This window comes from Marinobacter nauticus ATCC 49840 (genome assembly GCF_000284615.1).
GTDB lineage: Bacteria > Pseudomonadota > Gammaproteobacteria > Pseudomonadales > Oleiphilaceae > Marinobacter > Marinobacter nauticus.
Map to the genome: position 1 here is coordinate 1,462,025 of NC_017067.1, position 15,598 is coordinate 1,477,622.

At 57.5% G+C, this 15,598-nt stretch carries 13 protein-coding genes and 2 tRNA genes; 7 read left to right on the forward strand and 8 right to left on the reverse strand.

The window, feature by feature from the left end:
* The first annotated feature begins 80 nt into the window (after nt 1-80).
* Nucleotides 81-1,118, forward strand: a complete 1,038-nt coding sequence (gene selD / locus MARHY_RS06715; RefSeq protein WP_014421107.1) for a selenide, water dikinase SelD — start codon at nt 81-83, stop codon at nt 1,116-1,118.
* A gap of 68 nt (nt 1,119-1,186) precedes the next feature.
* On the opposite strand, the gene MARHY_RS06720 is transcribed toward selD, so the two are convergent.
* Both MARHY_RS06720 and rnk read right to left on the reverse strand, forming a co-directional pair.
* Nucleotides 1,187-2,341 (reverse strand): cytochrome P450, encoded by a 1,155-nt coding sequence (locus tag MARHY_RS06720; protein WP_014421108.1) that lies wholly within the window; start codon nt 2,339-2,341, stop codon nt 1,187-1,189.
* Between the two features lie 102 nt (nt 2,342-2,443).
* Nucleotides 2,444-2,830 carry a nucleoside diphosphate kinase regulator gene (gene rnk, locus MARHY_RS06725; protein ID WP_014421109.1) on the reverse strand — a complete coding sequence of 129 codons (387 nt, stop codon included), beginning with the start codon at nt 2,828-2,830 and terminating at the stop codon, nt 2,444-2,446.
* Nucleotides 2,831-3,138: 308 nt separating this feature from the next.
* Here rnk and MARHY_RS06730 point away from each other — a divergent pair, with 308 nt between their 5' ends.
* Nucleotides 3,139-4,053, forward strand: coding sequence for an AEC family transporter (locus MARHY_RS06730; RefSeq protein ID WP_014421111.1), 915 nt, complete (start codon nt 3,139-3,141; stop codon nt 4,051-4,053).
* Here MARHY_RS06730 and MARHY_RS06735 read toward each other — a convergent pair.
* Nucleotides 4,033-4,998: a zinc ABC transporter substrate-binding protein gene (locus MARHY_RS06735; RefSeq protein WP_014421112.1), complete on the reverse strand. Its 966-nt coding sequence runs from the start codon at nt 4,996-4,998 to the stop codon at nt 4,033-4,035. The two genes, MARHY_RS06730 and MARHY_RS06735, sit on opposite strands and share 21 nt — an antisense overlap.
* A 142-nt stretch (nt 4,999-5,140) precedes the next feature.
* Here MARHY_RS06735 and gltX point away from each other — a divergent pair, with 142 nt between their 5' ends.
* From gltX to MARHY_RS06750, 3 genes are all read left to right on the forward strand, one after another.
* Nucleotides 5,141-6,622 carry a glutamate--tRNA ligase gene (gene gltX / locus MARHY_RS06740; protein ID WP_014421113.1) on the forward strand — a complete coding sequence of 494 codons (1,482 nt, stop codon included), beginning with the start codon at nt 5,141-5,143 and terminating at the stop codon, nt 6,620-6,622.
* Nucleotides 6,623-6,738: 116 nt separating this feature from the next.
* A tRNA-Ala gene (locus MARHY_RS06745) sits at nt 6,739-6,814 on the forward strand.
* Between the two features lie 7 nt (nt 6,815-6,821).
* Nucleotides 6,822-6,897 (forward strand) — tRNA-Glu (locus tag MARHY_RS06750).
* Between the two features lie 126 nt (nt 6,898-7,023).
* On the opposite strand, the gene MARHY_RS06755 is transcribed toward MARHY_RS06750, so the two are convergent.
* A complete protein-coding gene (locus MARHY_RS06755; protein ID WP_014421114.1) occupies nt 7,024-7,878 on the reverse strand; it encodes a 6-carboxytetrahydropterin synthase in 855 nt (284 codons plus the stop codon).
* On the opposite strand from MARHY_RS06755, the gene MARHY_RS06760 reads away from it, so the two are divergent.
* The gene (locus MARHY_RS06760; RefSeq protein WP_081496556.1) at nt 7,870-8,577 is read left to right on the forward strand and encodes a nucleotidyltransferase family protein; all 708 of its coding nucleotides are present in this window, start codon (nt 7,870-7,872) and stop codon (nt 8,575-8,577) included. The genes MARHY_RS06755 and MARHY_RS06760 overlap by 9 nt on opposite strands.
* Here the strand turns inward: MARHY_RS06760 and MARHY_RS06765 are convergent.
* The 3 genes from MARHY_RS06765 to MARHY_RS06775 form a co-directional block, all read right to left on the reverse strand.
* On the reverse strand, nt 8,557-9,654 hold the full coding sequence (locus MARHY_RS06765) for a response regulator (protein ID WP_014421116.1): 1,098 nt from the start codon (nt 9,652-9,654) through the stop codon (nt 8,557-8,559). The two genes, MARHY_RS06760 and MARHY_RS06765, sit on opposite strands and share 21 nt — an antisense overlap.
* A gap of 51 nt (nt 9,655-9,705) precedes the next feature.
* Nucleotides 9,706-11,091 carry an MORN repeat-containing protein gene (locus MARHY_RS06770; protein WP_014421117.1) on the reverse strand — a complete coding sequence of 462 codons (1,386 nt, stop codon included), beginning with the start codon at nt 11,089-11,091 and terminating at the stop codon, nt 9,706-9,708.
* A 114-nt stretch (nt 11,092-11,205) separates the two neighbouring features.
* Complete coding sequence (locus MARHY_RS06775; protein WP_014421118.1) at nt 11,206-11,667, reverse strand: hypothetical protein; 462 nt, start codon at nt 11,665-11,667, stop codon at nt 11,206-11,208.
* Between the two features lie 99 nt (nt 11,668-11,766).
* Between MARHY_RS06775 and MARHY_RS06780 the strand changes: the two genes are divergently transcribed.
* On the forward strand, nt 11,767-14,691 hold the full coding sequence (locus MARHY_RS06780) for an insulinase family protein (protein ID WP_014421119.1): 2,925 nt from the start codon (nt 11,767-11,769) through the stop codon (nt 14,689-14,691).
* Between the two features lie 44 nt (nt 14,692-14,735).
* On the opposite strand, the gene ppsR is transcribed toward MARHY_RS06780, so the two are convergent.
* Nucleotides 14,736-15,551, reverse strand: coding sequence for a posphoenolpyruvate synthetase regulatory kinase/phosphorylase PpsR (gene ppsR / locus MARHY_RS06785; protein WP_011785359.1), 816 nt, complete (start codon nt 15,549-15,551; stop codon nt 14,736-14,738).
* Between the last annotated feature and the right edge of the window lie 47 nt (nt 15,552-15,598).

The window sequence follows — 15,598 nt, forward strand, 5'->3', positions numbered from 1 at the left end:
GGCCGGAGAGTGAGCTGCATTGTAGACTGTTGCGTATCCTGACGATAACCGAGTTGCTCAACCGAAAGAAGGAAGACGCTTTGTCGATCAAATTGACCCAGTTCAGCCACGGTGCCGGATGTGGCTGCAAGATTGCTCCGGACGTTCTGGACCGCATCCTTCACACTGATGCTCCCGAATTTCACGATCCGCGACTGCTGGTGGGCAACAGCAGCCGAGACGATGCTGCGGTTGCCGATGTGGGTAACGGCCTTGGCATTATCAGCACCACCGATTTCTTTATGCCGGTGGTGGACGACCCGTTCGATTTCGGCCGTATTGCTGCCACCAATGCCATTAGCGATGTCTATGCCATGGGCGGAAAGCCCGTGATGGCTATTGCCATTCTGGGCTGGCCGGTCAATGAGCTGGAACCGGAAATTGCCGCCAAGGTAATCGATGGTGGGCGTGCCGTGTGTGCCGAGGCAGGTATCGCCCTGGCCGGTGGCCACAGCATCGATTCACCGGAGCCGATATTCGGGCTGGCGGTGACTGGCCAGGTGGCTGTTGACCGTATTATCCGAAACGATACCGCTCAAGCGGGCGATTTGCTGTATCTCACCAAGCCACTGGGCGTCGGCATTCTCACCAGTGCTTCCAAGAAAGGTAAGGTTACTCCTGAAGACCTGGCCGTGGCGGTGGAGAACATGGCGACCCTCAATAAGGTTGGCGAAGTGTTTGCTGAGGTGGATGGTGTCAATGCCATGACCGATGTAACCGGCTTTGGTCTTGCCGGGCACTTGCTGGAAATCTGCCGGGGCAGCGGCCTGAAGGCCACGGTTAGCCGCAAGGCTGTGCCTGTGCTGCCAAATCTGAAGCCCTATATTGATGCCGATTGCATCCCTGGTGGCACCCACCGCAACGCGGCGGCGTTCGGCAAGGCGATTTCCGGTATGACCGACGCCGACAAACTGTTGTTCTGTGATCCGCAAACCAGCGGTGGCTTGATGGTTAGCGTGGCCGAAAAGAGCCGGGAAGCCTTTGAGGCCCTCGCCCGAAAGCATGGTCTGGATCTGCAGCCTCTCGGGCGTCTTGAAGCCGCGGGGTCCGACGAAAGCCTGGTGTTTATCGAAGACTGATCCCGTCGCAATATAAAGCCGCACCGGAGGTTCTCCGCTGCGGCTTTTGTTTTTTCTGGAGAAAGCTATCAGCGGAACACCAGTGGCAGATAGTTAAATCCACCCGTGGGAAACATCGCCCGCTCAGGCTGTTCGCCATCAGCCTGCTCGATAGCTTCGATCTGCTTCAGCAACTCCTCCATGAAGATCCTGAGTTCCATTCGTGCAAGGGGGGCGCCGGGACAGACATGGATGCCGGCGCCATAGAGCAGGTTCCTGGCTGCGTTCTGACGTGGGCAGAACTGGTCCGGGTTACCGAAAACATCTTCGTCCCGGTTGGCGGATGCCCAAAGAAGGGTGATTTTTTCGCTGGCGGGAATGGTTCTGCCGCCTATCTCGACCTCTCGGGTGGTTACTCGGCGGTTGGAAATGAGTGGGGCGTCCATTCGCAGGATTTCGTCAATGGCTTCGGGGAGCTGCTCTGGCGCGGCCTTAAGGTTGTTCAGCAACTCGTGGTGGTGGGCCAGATAGTTGGTCAGTATCGAGATGCTCGCAGAAATGGTCGCGAGTTCGCCGACTGTCCAGTTGCGCAGGAGGCTGACCAGCTCTTCGTCGGTCATGGGTTGGCCATTGATTTGCTCACGCATTAACCGGGTGGTGACATCATCTGGCGCAGGCTTATTGGGCTGGCGCCGGGAATCCAGCAGGTCGCGGATGTACCCGTCAAACTCTTCAGCAACGTCGGCCATGGCGGCACGGTCGCGGGCGAGGGTTGCCCGGTGATTCTTCATCACCCACTCGGCCAGCGGTTGATGCAGGCTATCCGGCCAGCCCATAAACGCGCACTGAATGTGTAGTGCAAAGGGGCGGCTTAGAGCATTGACCACATCCAGCGGCTTGTTTTTGTCCAGGGTCTGTACCAGCGCCCGGGCCACATCCCGGCATACCGGTTCAAAGCGTGCCATGGGCTCGGGGGCAAAATAGGGTTCGATGGCCTTGCGGTAAGGGGTGTGTTCGGGCGGGTCCATGCCATTCGGTACGGACAGGTGCGCGGAGACGGCGTTACTGAAGGTGTGATGATCCTCCAGTGCCCGCATGACATCGGCATGGCGAAACAACGTCCACTGCTGGTAATCACTCCAGGCTACCGGGCATTCCTTGCGCATGGCATCGTAGGCGCGGATCTGGTCCGTCTGAACCTCGGCTGATCTGGGGTCCCAGTCTTCGTGGTGCTGCTCTGCCATACGGCCTCCTGATCTGTCGGTTAGCATTGATGAAATGCTACCACCGGAGGCCGTTCTGCCTTTGGAGAAATATCAAGTCCTGATATTTGTAAAGGAAAGTGCTTATGGGTTTCGGGTAACACCGATCACTTTCAGGTGGATGGGCTTGCGGCCTTTCATGGGCCATTCGATGCTGCTGCCAATGCTCAGCCCCAGCATGGCGGCACCGGCCGGTGCCAGTATCGAGACTTTGTGATCGGCGTCGCCTACTTCATGGGGGTACACCAACGCCACTTCGTGCTCCTCGCCGGTGTCTTCGTTCAGGAAGCGCACTCGTGAGTTCATGGTCACCACGCCCTCTGGCATGTCGGCCAGTGGCTTCATGTCGGCACGGCTGAGTTCGTCTTCCAGCCCATCGGCCACATCAGACTGGCCGGCGACCCGCTCAAGCAAGGTGCTGAGACGGTTATAATCTTCTTCTGCAACAGTGATAGGTGGCAATTCAGCCATAGCAATCTCCAGGTAAACAATCGATTGTTGGTTAGGCGCTGAATCCGGACGGGGAAGAGAGTGGATTCAGCGAAATCAGAGGCGGATGGCAGCCCTGCCGGTGTTCCCGAAGGAGGACCGCAGTGCCAGAGATATCGTGTAATTGCCTGAACGCAGAATGTTCACGGGAATTGCACTTCGCCTTTAGAGTTGAAGAAGCTCTGAATCTACCCCCGGGTGAGCAAAATGGCAACTGCGAACTTGCCGAAGATCTGTGCTAGTGTCTTGCACCTGTGAACGGGCTGGTGTCTGGTAGTCGGGAGGTGGTGATGCCAATGGTGGTTCAGGCTTTGATTCCTGTCTTCGTGCTGATCATGTTGGGCCATGGCTTGCGCCGCGTGGACTTTCCCGGAGGTGATTTCTGGCCCCGTGCGGAGCGCTTCACCTATTACGTACTGTTTCCTGCCATGCTGGTGTTCAAGCTTGGGCAGGCCCGGCTGCCTCCTTCCGCCTACGGTGATACGGCGATGCTGATTATCGCCATGCTGCTGGCGATGACGCTGGTGCTGGTGGCTGCGCAGTGGCTCTGGGGCTGGTCTGGTCCGGTGTTTTCTTCGGTATACCAGGGTGCGATTCGTTTCAATTCCTACGTGGGTCTGGCCGCGGGTGGCATGCTCCTGGGGGATGATGGGCTCTCGCTCACGGCTATCGCCGTGGCCATTATGGTGCCGTTGTTGAACCTGCTGTGTATTCTGATGTTCGCTCTGGTAGCAGGGCGAGAGCAAATCAATCTGGCGGCGGTGATTCGGGCGATTGTCACCAACCCGTTGATCGTCGGTTCGGTCATTGGCGTGCTCTGGAGCTATTTTCAGGTAGGGTTTCATCCCTTGCTGGCGGGCATACTGGAGCCGTTGAGTAATCTGGCGCTGCCGATGGGGCTGATGTGCGTGGGGGCTGGTTTGCAGCTCAGTGCCCTGCGTGGCGGTTCGGTTCCGTTTATTGTCTCCTCGGCTCTTAAACTGATGGCGTTTCCACTGATGACCGCGGGCCTGGCCTGGATGCTCGGGCTGGAGGGGCTGCTGGTGCAAGTGGCGGTGCTGTTGGCGGCCTTGCCTACTGCCACGTCGGCCTACATTCTGGCGCGCCAGCTTGGCGGGGATGCGCCGCTGATGGCAGGGATCATCAGCGGGCAAACCCTGTTGGCGATGGTCTCTATTCCGGTGCTACTGAGCCTGCTCTGGTAAGCACTTGAGAACCGCATCGGCCACAGATTGCTGAAACTCGATGTAGCCTGCCGGTGTCGATTCAATGTCGGTTGCCAGCGGGTCCCAGGTGCTGAAGGTGACGTTCAGTCCTTCGGTAATGGAACGCCACCACTGGCGGTTGAATTGCGGCTCGGTCAGCAGGCACGGGTGATTGGCAGCTTCGAGCTTGGCCTGAACATCGGCGATGTGTCGGGCGCCAGGGGAAAGTTCCGGGTTCAGGGTCAGAACGCCTTCCAGCGTCAGCCCATAGTGCTCGGCGTAGCGGGTAAAGGCATCGTGATAGGCGAACAGGCTGATGTCATCCAGGCCGGCAAAGCTCGCTCGAATACTCTGCTCTTTGTTGAGCAGTTCGGCTTGAAAACGCTCCAGGTTGGCATTCAGTTCCTCGGGGTTTACGCCCTCGAGTTCGCTCAGTACATTCCGGATGCCTTTCGCCATGTCCAGCGCCAGCATCGGGTCTACCCATATATGTGGGTCTTCGCCGCCGCCGTGATCGTGGTGATGGACATCGGGTTCGTCATGATGCCCGTGATCATCGTGCTCTTCATGCTCAGGCTCATGGTTGTGCTCATCATGATGCTCGTCGTGCTCAGATTCAGCGCCTTCGCTTTCCAGGAAAGCCACCGACCGGCCAGCGAATTCCTTGCCACCGAGCAGACGGTTGAGGAAGGTTTCCATATCCGGGCCGACCCAGAAGATGACATCCGCCTGTTCCAGGGCACGCCGCTGAGAGGGCTTCATGCTGTAGTTATGGGGGCTGGAGCCGGGTGGTACCAGCGTTGATACCTCCACGCTGTCACCCGCGACAGCTTTGACCAGAAGTTCGACAGGTTTAATGGACGCAACCACATTGGTTGCGGCGGCGGGTGTTGCTATAGCCAGGGCTGAGAGTGCAAGGGCCAGGCGGGTGACATTCTGTGGCATGGTGTATCGAATCCTGCGTGTACGTGAAACGTTATAATATAACAGTTTGTGTCGGGGATGCAAAAGCCGCCCATGCGAAACCTCAGGATGGCCGCTATAATGCGCCCTTTATAAATCGGCCACTTATTTTCAGGATGGTTTCATGACAGTACGCACCCGAATTGCCCCGTCGCCCACCGGCGATCCACACGTTGGTACCGCCTACGTGGCCCTGTTTAACCTTTGCTTTGCCCGTCAGCACGGCGGCCAGTTCATTTTGCGCATCGAAGACACCGATCAGGCCCGCAGTACCGCTGAATCCGAGCAGGATATTCTGACAGCGTTGCGGTGGCTGGGTCTGAATTGGGACGAGGGTCCCGACGTTGGCGGCCCCCACGGCCCGTATCGCCAGTCTGAGCGCAAGCACATGTACGGTCAGTATGCCGAGGACCTGGTCACCGCTGGTCATGCGTTCTATTGCTTCCGTACACCGGAAGAGCTGGATGCTATCCGCGAAGAGCGCAAGGCTCAGGGCCTGAATCCCGGCATCAAGGGCGATCTGGAGTTGCCGGAAGAAGAGGTAAAGCGCCGTCTGGATGCGGGTGATCCGTATGTTATCCGCATGAAAGTGCCCGACGAAGGCGTGTGTGAAATTCAGGATATGCTCCGGGGTACCATTGAGATCGATTGGGCTCAGGTGGACTGCCAGATCCTCTTGAAGTCTGATGGGATGCCGACCTATCACCTGGCCAATGTTGTTGATGACCATTTGATGGGCATTACCCACGTGCTGAGAGGTGAGGAATGGATCAATTCTGCGCCCAAGCACAAGCTGCTGTATCAGTACTTTGGCTGGGATATGCCAGAGTTGTGTCACCTGCCGCTGCTGCGTAACCCTGACAAGAGCAAGCTGTCTAAGCGCAAGAACCCGACCAGTATCAACTTTTACGAGCGTATGGGCTTCTTGCCAGAGGCTGTGACCAACTACCTGGGTCGTATGGGCTGGTCCATGCCGGACGAGCGTGAGAAATTCACTCTGGATGAGATGATCGAGAACTTTGATATCCAGCGCGTGTCCCTGGGTGGCCCCGTGTTTGACGTGGAAAAACTGCGTTGGCTCAACGGCCAGTGGATTCGTGAGGAGCTGAGCGACGAGCAGTTCATGGCGCGGATGCAACAGTGGTGGTTTAACCAGGACGACTTGAAAGCCCTGGTGCCCCATATCAAGGGTAGGGCAGAAGTGTTTTCCGATGTGGCGCCAATGGCCCAGTTCATGTTCAGCGGCATGCTGAATCTGAAACCGGAGGACTTTGCCCATAACAAGCTGGATGAGAGCCAGATCAAACGGGTGCTGCAGTTTGCCCTTTGGAAACTGGAAGCCCAGCGCCACTGGAGCAAGGACACCATCTTTGCCGACATCAAGGCGTTGGCGAAAGCCATGGACCTGAAGATGGGCGATTTCATGTTCTCGATCTTTGTGGCCATTGCCGGAACGCCCAATTCCTGGTCAGTGATGGACTCCATGGCGTTGCTGGGCCCGGACATGACTCGCTCCCGTTTGCGTCATGCCCTTGAGGTTATGGGTGGTTTTTCCAAGAAAGAAACCAAAAAAGTAGAGAAGGAATACGCCGCTCTGGGTGTTTGATGAGCGGTTTGTTGGTTAATTGAACGATGAGAACAGGGATGTTCAAAAAACTTTAAAAAAAGCGGAATCGGGTGTTGACGCCCCAAGGGCGGATCCTTAATATACGCATCCGTTGAGGGGCCATAGCTCAGCTGGGAGAGCGCAACACTGGCAGTGTTGAGGTCAGCGGTTCGATCCCGCTTGGCTCCACCAATTTCTAGTCCCCTTCGTCTAGTGGCCTAGGACTCCGCCCTTTCACGGCGGCAACAGGGGTTCGAACCCCCTAGGGGACGCCAATTAGGCTTGACGGTTTAGTCCACCGGATAGCCATCAAAAAAACCGCCTTCGGGCGGTTTTTTTGTGTCTCAACGAATGGTCGGCGGGATTCGCGCCGTTTAGGGCGCCAATCCCGGATGGCCGGTTCAGGCCCGTATGGCAATAGCGCCTTTGCCCACTCCCTCGTAGGCTTTTACCTGAATTTCCTCCCCGGAGAACTCCGCTTTCAGTTTGTCCGCAATGTGGGCGGCAATCAGCTCTACGGTTGTGTCCGTTTCCAGCATGTATACGCGGTGCTCAGGCAGTGTCAGGGCAAACTCACCCTGGTTGGCTTCATACTCGAAGGTGATATAGCCAATGCCATCCTCGCCCACGAATCGGCGAGCCACGTCTTCTTCTGTGCCTACATAGATATCCTGCCAGAGCTTCGCCCAGCGTTCTTCGAGGTCGTAGGCCCGGTGTCCGTTGCGGTCAATGCGGATCGGGGAGCGATGCCCATGGGCAATGCGCTGGCAGTTGCCCAGGTGCTTTTTCAGGCCGTGAACATAGTGGTAGTAGGCGCCTTCGATGACTTCTTCGCGCAGGTTGATGTCGACGGAGATGACATTGCCGGGCAGAACGGCTTTAAGCTCCTTTTCCAGCAGGGCGGCCACGGCAGACGGGACGACCCGGTCCGAGGACAGCCAGACAACGGCTTCGTCCGGCGAGCTATGCTCGATGTGACCGCCGCCAGAGAGTGCCCAGCGGAAAGTGTTGGGCGCGTCCTCGCTCCATTGCAGGCCTTGATATCCGCGGGGAATCACCAACCGGTGGTCCACGCGTTCGTCAATCACCCTTTTGATGGTGCGCTTGACGTTGCTGAAGTCAAATACCATGCCCTGTTCGTCCAGTTCTCCTCCCAGCACCACATCGGCAATCCAGCTTTCGCCAACCAGGCCTCGAGCGGGATCCAGATAGGCGAAATCAATCACAGTGAGGTTGTCGACAAAGAGATGGTTCATGGAGGGTCCGGCGTGGTCAGGTTGCATGATGGCGGAATTCTAGCAAAAATCGCTGCATTCAGCAGTTTCAGGGGGCGCATCATAAACGCGAATCATAGCATCAAGGATCCGCAGTTTCCGGCATTGGTGCTGGCAGCCGGCCAGGCGAGACGAATGGGGTGTTACAAGCAGGCTTTGAAGCTGCCAGGTGGCGGTTCATTGCTAGGGCACGCTATTGGTCAGGCGCGGCAGCTATCGGCGCAGACGTGGGTGGTTGCGGGCGCAGGCTTCCCTCTGGTGCGCTTTCGCTGCAATCGGCAACCGGCGCGCTGGGTGGTTAACGAGCGTTGGCGGGAGGGCTTGTCGACGTCGTTGATTGCCGGCCTGCAGGCACTTTCTCCCGCTGCTTTGGGTGTTTTTGTGCTGTTGGCAGACCAGCCCTTACTGGATACCGAAGGGCTCAGACGACTGTCCGCAAAGGCCCGGCGGACGCCAGAGGTGCCCTGGGCAGCCAGTTATGGCAAGCGGGTAGGCGTGCCAGCCTGGATTCCGAAATCGCTCTGGGGAGATCTGTTTTTGCTTAAGGGCGATGCGGGGGCGGGGGTGGTTCTGAACCGGGCCGGAGCCCGTCCGGTTGAAATAGCCGGGGTGCAACAGGACGTTGACACCCCTCAGGACTGGCAGCAGGTTCGTGGGCAGTTAGCCGAACAGGCCAGATAACCAGGCGATGCCTACACTGAAAATACCCAGACTGATGGCCAGGCCAACGGTATAGATACGCGAGTTGGCCGAGCGTTGCTGAGACACGTACAGATCGATGGTGCGCTGGGCAATGTCCTCGGCGGTCTCCCGGGATATCTCGTGGGCCTGCTGAATGGCTTCCGACTGCAGGGTTTGCCAGAACTCGGTGTCGATGGTTTGTACGCTGGTGATGTGATCCTTCAACTCAGCCATGTGCTCGGAGGTGAATCCTGCGTTTTTGGAGAGTTCTTTTTTCAGGGAGGAGAGTTCGCGGCCCAGATTCAGGTTCACTTCGGCCGCCACTTCGTCTCGCAGGTTGCGGGTGCGTTCATCCAGCATCTTGCTGAGTGAGTCAAGGCGCTCCTCGATGGTGGCTTCCTGCTTGCTGCGGGTTTCGTCCAGCGCACGCTTGAGGTGATCGAACTGCTCGTCGAAAAGAGAGCTGAGCAGTTCATGCAGCCGGTTGTTGATATGAGTCTTGACCGCCGAGCGGGCAATCTGCTCAATCAGGTCGCTGGTCAGAGGCACCACATTCGGGGCGCTGTGACCGTTCAGGCTGCTTTCAGCTTTTGGCGACAGTTGCACAGAGGCATCCTCCGGAAAGTCCATGGGTTCTTCATCTGACTCGCGCAGGTCATGGCCGTTCATTTCAGCAGGTGCTTCCGGCACGTTCCCCTGCTCGACGTCACTGGCCAGTTGCTCCAGCATCAGGTTGAGACCTTCGTTGTGAGGCGGCTTGGTAAGGATGTTGTACACACCAAAGTTGCGCGCCTCTTCCATAAAGGACGAGGATTTCTTGGAGGTACACATGATGATCGGAATACCGGCCGTTTCCGGGTTGTTCTTGATGGCCTTGGTGGCTTCCACGCCATTCATGCCGGGCATCAGGTGATCCATAAAGATTACGTCTGGCCGGTCGTGGCTCTTCAGGAAATCCAGCGCTTCTTCTGCTGATCCCGCCATGTTCACTTCCATGTCCCGACTCTCTAGCAGTTTGCTTAGCGCAAACCTGGCAACTTTGGAGTCGTCCACCAGCAGAGCATTTTTGATTGCCATGTCACTACCTCAACCTGTTACTGCAAACGCGTGGGTGCTGCGACCGGGTGATTACCAGCCTTCCAGTTGCGGGCACTGGGTTGCCCGATAACTCTTCTCCCGATAACAGACACCGGGTTCCGTGGTGCGGGCGGTAAACACTTCGCCGGCCGCGGTTGTCAGGCGAACCTGTCCATAGGGTTCACCATGGCGGAAAGTAGCCTCGATGGAGCTGCCGTTAGGGTTGCGCAGCAGGCCTTTGCCGTGGAACTTGCCTTCCATGTACTGGCCATCGTATTTCTTTCCGTCAGCAAAGACTTCAGAGCCCTTGCCATGAAATTCGCCGTTGGAGAATTCGCCCTCGTAGGAGCGTCCGTCCGGGTAGGTGAGGGCGCCCTGGCCGTGGAATTCATCATTCCGAAAGCCACCAACGTACAGCATGCCATCGGCGGTGGTCAGGGAACCATGGCCATTCATGCGGCCCTGCTCCCAGTTTCCGGTCAATATGTCGCCGTTGGCCAGGGTAAGCGTGCCCTTGCCGTGGAACTGATCGTTCTTGAACTGGCCGGTATAAGTCGTGCCGTCTGCGGAGCGCCAGCGCCCCTCACCGTGCCGTTCGCCTTGCTTCCAGTCGCCCTCGTAGCGGCTTCCATCGGCGTACCAGGCGGTACCGGAACCATCAAACTCGGCGTCCACGAAGTGGCCTTCATAACGCAGGCCGGTGCTATCTTCCCAGGTGCCATCACCAGTGGTGACGCCGCCGCGCCATTCACCATTCCTGTAGCTTACGGTGGTGAAGGCTTCCAGTTTGCCGACCAGCGTGAGTTCGTCGCCGGCTTCCAGTGCCACTGAATTGCTCCAGGATTGGTATCCTGGCTTTTCGATGGTGATGTCATAGCGGCCGGGGTCCAGCTCCAGGTCCAGGCGGGTGGCGCCATAGGATTTACCGTTGATCGTAACCTGATCGCCTACCACGTTGGAGCGTAACACCAGGGTGCCGGTTTTCGGAGGCTCGGGCGCCGGTTTTGTCTCCGGCACGTCGCGTTGGGAACGCATAGCCGAAACCGGTTCGGCCATGGCCAGCATTTCCGGGTTTTCGGGCATTGGTTCAACGGTGAACGGTTCGCTGTTTGCTGCTGTTTTGGTCTGTTCGCCGGTGGCCTGAAGCGCGTTGTCGACGGGCTTCGGCGTCTCCGGAGTGTCTGCCAATGGTGTCTCGCGGGTATCAGCAAACAGCGGCTCTTCAGCCTCAGGTGCCGGTGTTTCGGCTTCAATCCGGGTTGTGGGTGCTGTCGCGGCTGAGGTTTCCGGCGCGGTGGCATGCTCCACGGTTTGCGCCAGAGCCGGAGCTGTGGTGTCGGTGGTATCCAGATCCTTGCGAACCGATGCGAATCCGGCAGTAACCAGAAGCATGAGCGCAAGTGCATTGATAAACAGCAGCGGCCTGAAATCGACCATGACAAAACCTCTTGATCCAAGTGTTCCGGATGCTTTGTTATGGATTCATCTTAACCACTGTCTGCAACGTTATGTAACAGAAAGTGTCTGAACTTGATCAGAATGCCGGTCGTATCACATTTTGTCCGGAAGCCGATCATGGTTAAGTTGCTCCCAGGACTTCATGTAAACATCGGCTTCATATTGATAGGGAGACCGGAACGGGGTCAGAACAAAATCGAATATCAGGAAAAAGGAGCCGATCGACAGCCAGGCGATCGTCAGGGTGCTGATGGTCGTGGCCTGTTCCTCCGGATTGGAGTTGAGGAACTCCTGCAGCAGCGGGATCAGGTCACCGGCCATGACTACCGGGTTGAAGCTGGCCAGGACAAAGGGCAGCCAGAAGGCAATGAAAATGGGGAAGAAGCCGTAAGACCACAGCACACGTCGTAACAGGTAGATAGCAACTTCCCGCCAGAATCGCTGTCGAATCTCGGGAACTTTGCGGATTCGCTCGAGATACTGGCGCCGTTCGGCCCACCAGGCGGCAACTTCAGGGGCGTCGATGTGGGATTTGTCTGGGCTGCGGTCTGTCATGGATTGGCAGGCTACCTTGTTGAGTCCGTTCCGTGCATGATATCCGATACTACGTGTTACCCTGTAATTCTCCAATTGTTCTATACACAGGATTTTTTAATGGCTGCAGTGACTGACAACGCAATCCATCCGGCTTTTGAGAAACTTCGCAGTCACCGGATCGGCACCCTGAACCTTGAGGTTGAGGAGTATCGCCACAAAAAGACCGGTGCACGCCATCTACACCTGGCAGCGGACAACGACGAGAACGTATTCTTCGTTGCCTTGCGAACGTTCCCGATGGATTCGACCGGTGTCGCCCACATCCTGGAGCATACCGCCCTGTGCGGCAGTGAGCGTTATCCGGTGCGTGATCCGTTCTTCATGATGATTCGCCGCTCCCTGAACACTTTCATGAATGCGTTCACCAGCAGCGACTGGACCGCTTATCCCTTTGCCAGCATGAACCGAAAGGACTTCGACAATCTGCTGTCGGTATACCTGGATTCCGTGTTCTTCTCCAAGCTGGACCCGCTGGATTTTGCACAGGAAGGTCATCGCCTGGAATTTGACAAGCCGGATGACCCATCCAGCGACCTGGTCTACCGGGGTGTGGTCTACAACGAGATGAAAGGGGCGATGAGTGCACCTACCTCCCAGCTCTGGCAGAACCTGACCAGCCATCTGTTCCCGACCACCACTTATCACTACAACAGCGGCGGCGAGCCGGATCATATTGTCGATCTGAGTTATGACGACCTGGTGAAGTTCTATCGCCACCACTACCACCCGAGTAACGCGATTTTTGCGACCTACGGCAATATCCCGGCCCGGGAGCACCACGAGAAGTTTGAAGAGCTGGCGCTGAAACGGTTCGATCGGCTGGATATTGAACTGCCGGTGAAAGACGAGAAGCGCATGTTCGCGCCGGTCCGGGTAGAGCAGGGCTATGCGGTAAATGAAGGTGAGGGCACCGACAACAAGACCCACATTGTGATGGGGTGGTTGCTGGGCCACAGCTTCGACCTGCAGGAAAATCTTGAAGGCCAGTTATTGTCTGCCGTCTTGCTGGAAAACAGCGCATCGCCGTTGATGCGGGCGCTGGAAACCACAGACCTGGGCCATGCGCCGTCTCCCATGTGCGGGCTGGAGGATTCCAACCGGGAAATGACCTTCGTTTGCGGTATTGAGGGCAGCGAGCCGGAGCGCCGGGCGGATCTGGAACAGCTGATTGAGTCTACGCTGCAGAAGGTGGTAGATGACGGTGTCAGCCAGGAGCGCCTCGAGGCCATCCTGCATCAGCTGGAACTGCACCAGCGGGAGATTGCCGGAGACCAGTTCCCCTACGGCTTGCAACTGATCATGAGCGCGATTGCCCCCATGGTTCATGGTGGTGATCCGGTGGAGCTGCTGGATCTCGAGCCGGTATTGGCCTCATTGAGGGAAAAGATCAAGGATCCCGAGTATGTGCCCGGGCTGATCCGGCGCAAGTTGCTGGAGAACCCGCACCGGGTAACCCTGACCCTGCGCCCGGATGAAAAACTGGAAGGCCGTCGTCAGCAGGCCATCAAGGAAACCCTCGCCCGGCGCAAGGCGGAGCTGTCCGACGATGACATCAGCCATATTGTGCAGCGTGCCCAGGCACTGGAAGAGCGCCAGATGCGCAAGGATGACGATTCCATACTGCCCAAGGTTGGGCTGGAAGATGTACCGCTGCAGATGCCGGAGCCGGAGGGGCGGTACGATGCCGAAACCGGTGCGACCGTTTATTCCCGTGGCACTAATGGCCTGGTGTATCAGCAGGTGGTGCTACCGCTGCCGGCTCTGAGCAAAGACGAACTGTTGCTGTTGCCTTATTACACCACTCTGATTTCCGAAGTGGGGTGTGGAGAGCTGGATTACCTGCAAATGCAGGATCGTATTTCTGCGGAATCTGGCGGCATCGGCGCTTCTTTTACTGCCAAGGGGCAGATTGATGATGTTCAGGCCATGGCCGGCTATCTGATTTTCAGTGGCAAGGCGCTGAGCCGCAACAGCAAAGCGCTGACCCGCCTGCTGAAGGATGTCTACACCGGGGCCCGTTTTGACGAAAAAGAGCGTGTTCGTGAGATCATTGCCCAGATCCGGGCTCGCCGTGAGCAGGCGGTGACGGGCAGCGGGCATGCCCTGGCCATGGGCGCAGCGGCTCAGGGCGTCAGTTCCGGTGCCTGGTTGTCGTACCGTCTGGGTGGTCTGGCTGGAATTCGTGGTACCAAGGAGCTTGATCAGCAGCTCAAAGATGAAGCCGGCCTGGCCGATTTCTGTGGCAAGCTGGCCGCGCTGCACAACCGTATTCGCAGCCAGAACCGACAGTTCCTTCTGATTGGTGAGGACGACCAGTTGTCGCCCATGCTGGATGAATTGGGCACCTGCTGGAGCGGAGTGTCTGCAGAGGGTGAGGGCAACTGGTCCATGGAGCCGGTCAGCTACAACACCCGGGAGGCCTGGCTGACATCTACCCAGGTCAATTTCTGTGCCAAAGCCTATCCGACGGTTGCGGTGGATCATCCCGATGCGGCTGCGCTGACGGTACTGGGAGGCTTTCTCCGGAACGGTTATCTGCACCGGGCCATCCGTGAAAAAGGCGGGGCCTACGGTGGTGGCGCCGGCCAGGACAGCGTGAATGGTGTTTTCCGGTTCTTCTCCTATCGCGATCCCCGCCTTGCGGAAACCCTGGATGACTTCGATGCAGCGCTGAACTGGTTGTACAGCGAAGCGCATGAGCACCAGGCTCTGGAAGAGGCGATCCTGGGTGTGATCGGTCAACTCGACCGGCCCCGCTCGCCAGCCGGAGCGGCTCGCCATGCTTACCACAACAAGCTGTTCGGGCGCACGCCGGAGCAGCGAGCACGTTTCCGAGAGAGGGTTCTTGGTGTCACTCTGGACGAGCTTAAGCGCGTGGCCAAGACCTGGCTTGCGCCTGAAAAGGCCAATGTGGCCGTGGTGACAAGCCCCGACAACCGTGCGGTTGTGGAAGGGCTTGGCATGGACATTCAGGAACTTTGATCTGACTGGCAGAGGGCCATTGGCTCTCTGCCGGGTTTCCTGCCTCAGCGGTGCCGCTTCAGGCCCGTTGTCACCATGATTCTGGTCGAGATTTCCTCAACGGAATACGCCGTAGTATTCAGATAGGGAATCCGCTCCCGCTTGTACATTAATTCGATTTCTTCAATCTCATGCATGCATTGTTGCAGCGACGAGTAGCGGGAGTTTGGCCGGCGCTCGTTACGAATGGTGGCAAGGCGTTCCGGTTCGATGGTCAGGCCAAACAGTTTTTCCTTATGGGGCCGGAGCGCGGCGGGCATCTTCTGGTCGTCCAGATCTTCTTCGGTAATCGGATAGTTGGCGGCCTTGATGCCATACTGCAGGGCTAGGTACAGGCAAGTGGGCGTTTTACCGCTGCGGGATGCTCCGATCAGAATCAGGTCGGCCTCGTCGTAATGCCGGGTGCGGGCACCGTCGTCATTGTCCAGCGCAAAGTTGACTGCGTGGATCCGACGCTCGTAGCTGCCCGCGTTATTGATGGAGTGGGATTTGCCTACGGAGTAGGAGGACGACGAGTTGAGTTCCTGCTCCAGAGGGTTCAGGAAGGTTCCGAAGATATCTACCATAAAGCCGTCGGCCCGGCTGATGATTTCCCTGATGCCGCCATTAACGATGGTGTCGAATACCAGCGGCCGTTCCCCATCGATTTCCGACGCTTTGTTGATGCGGCTGACAAGATCCCGGGCCTTCTCCTCATCGTCGATATAGGGCACGGTAACCCGCTCAAACTCGATTTTTTCAAACTGCGCCAAAAGGGCATGGCCGAGCGCTTCTGCCGTAAGGCCAGTGCCATCAGAGATAAAAAACGCCGTTCTTTTCATGGTCGTATCCGGTCTGGTTTGAACTTGTTCCCGGGAGTCTTTGGTTG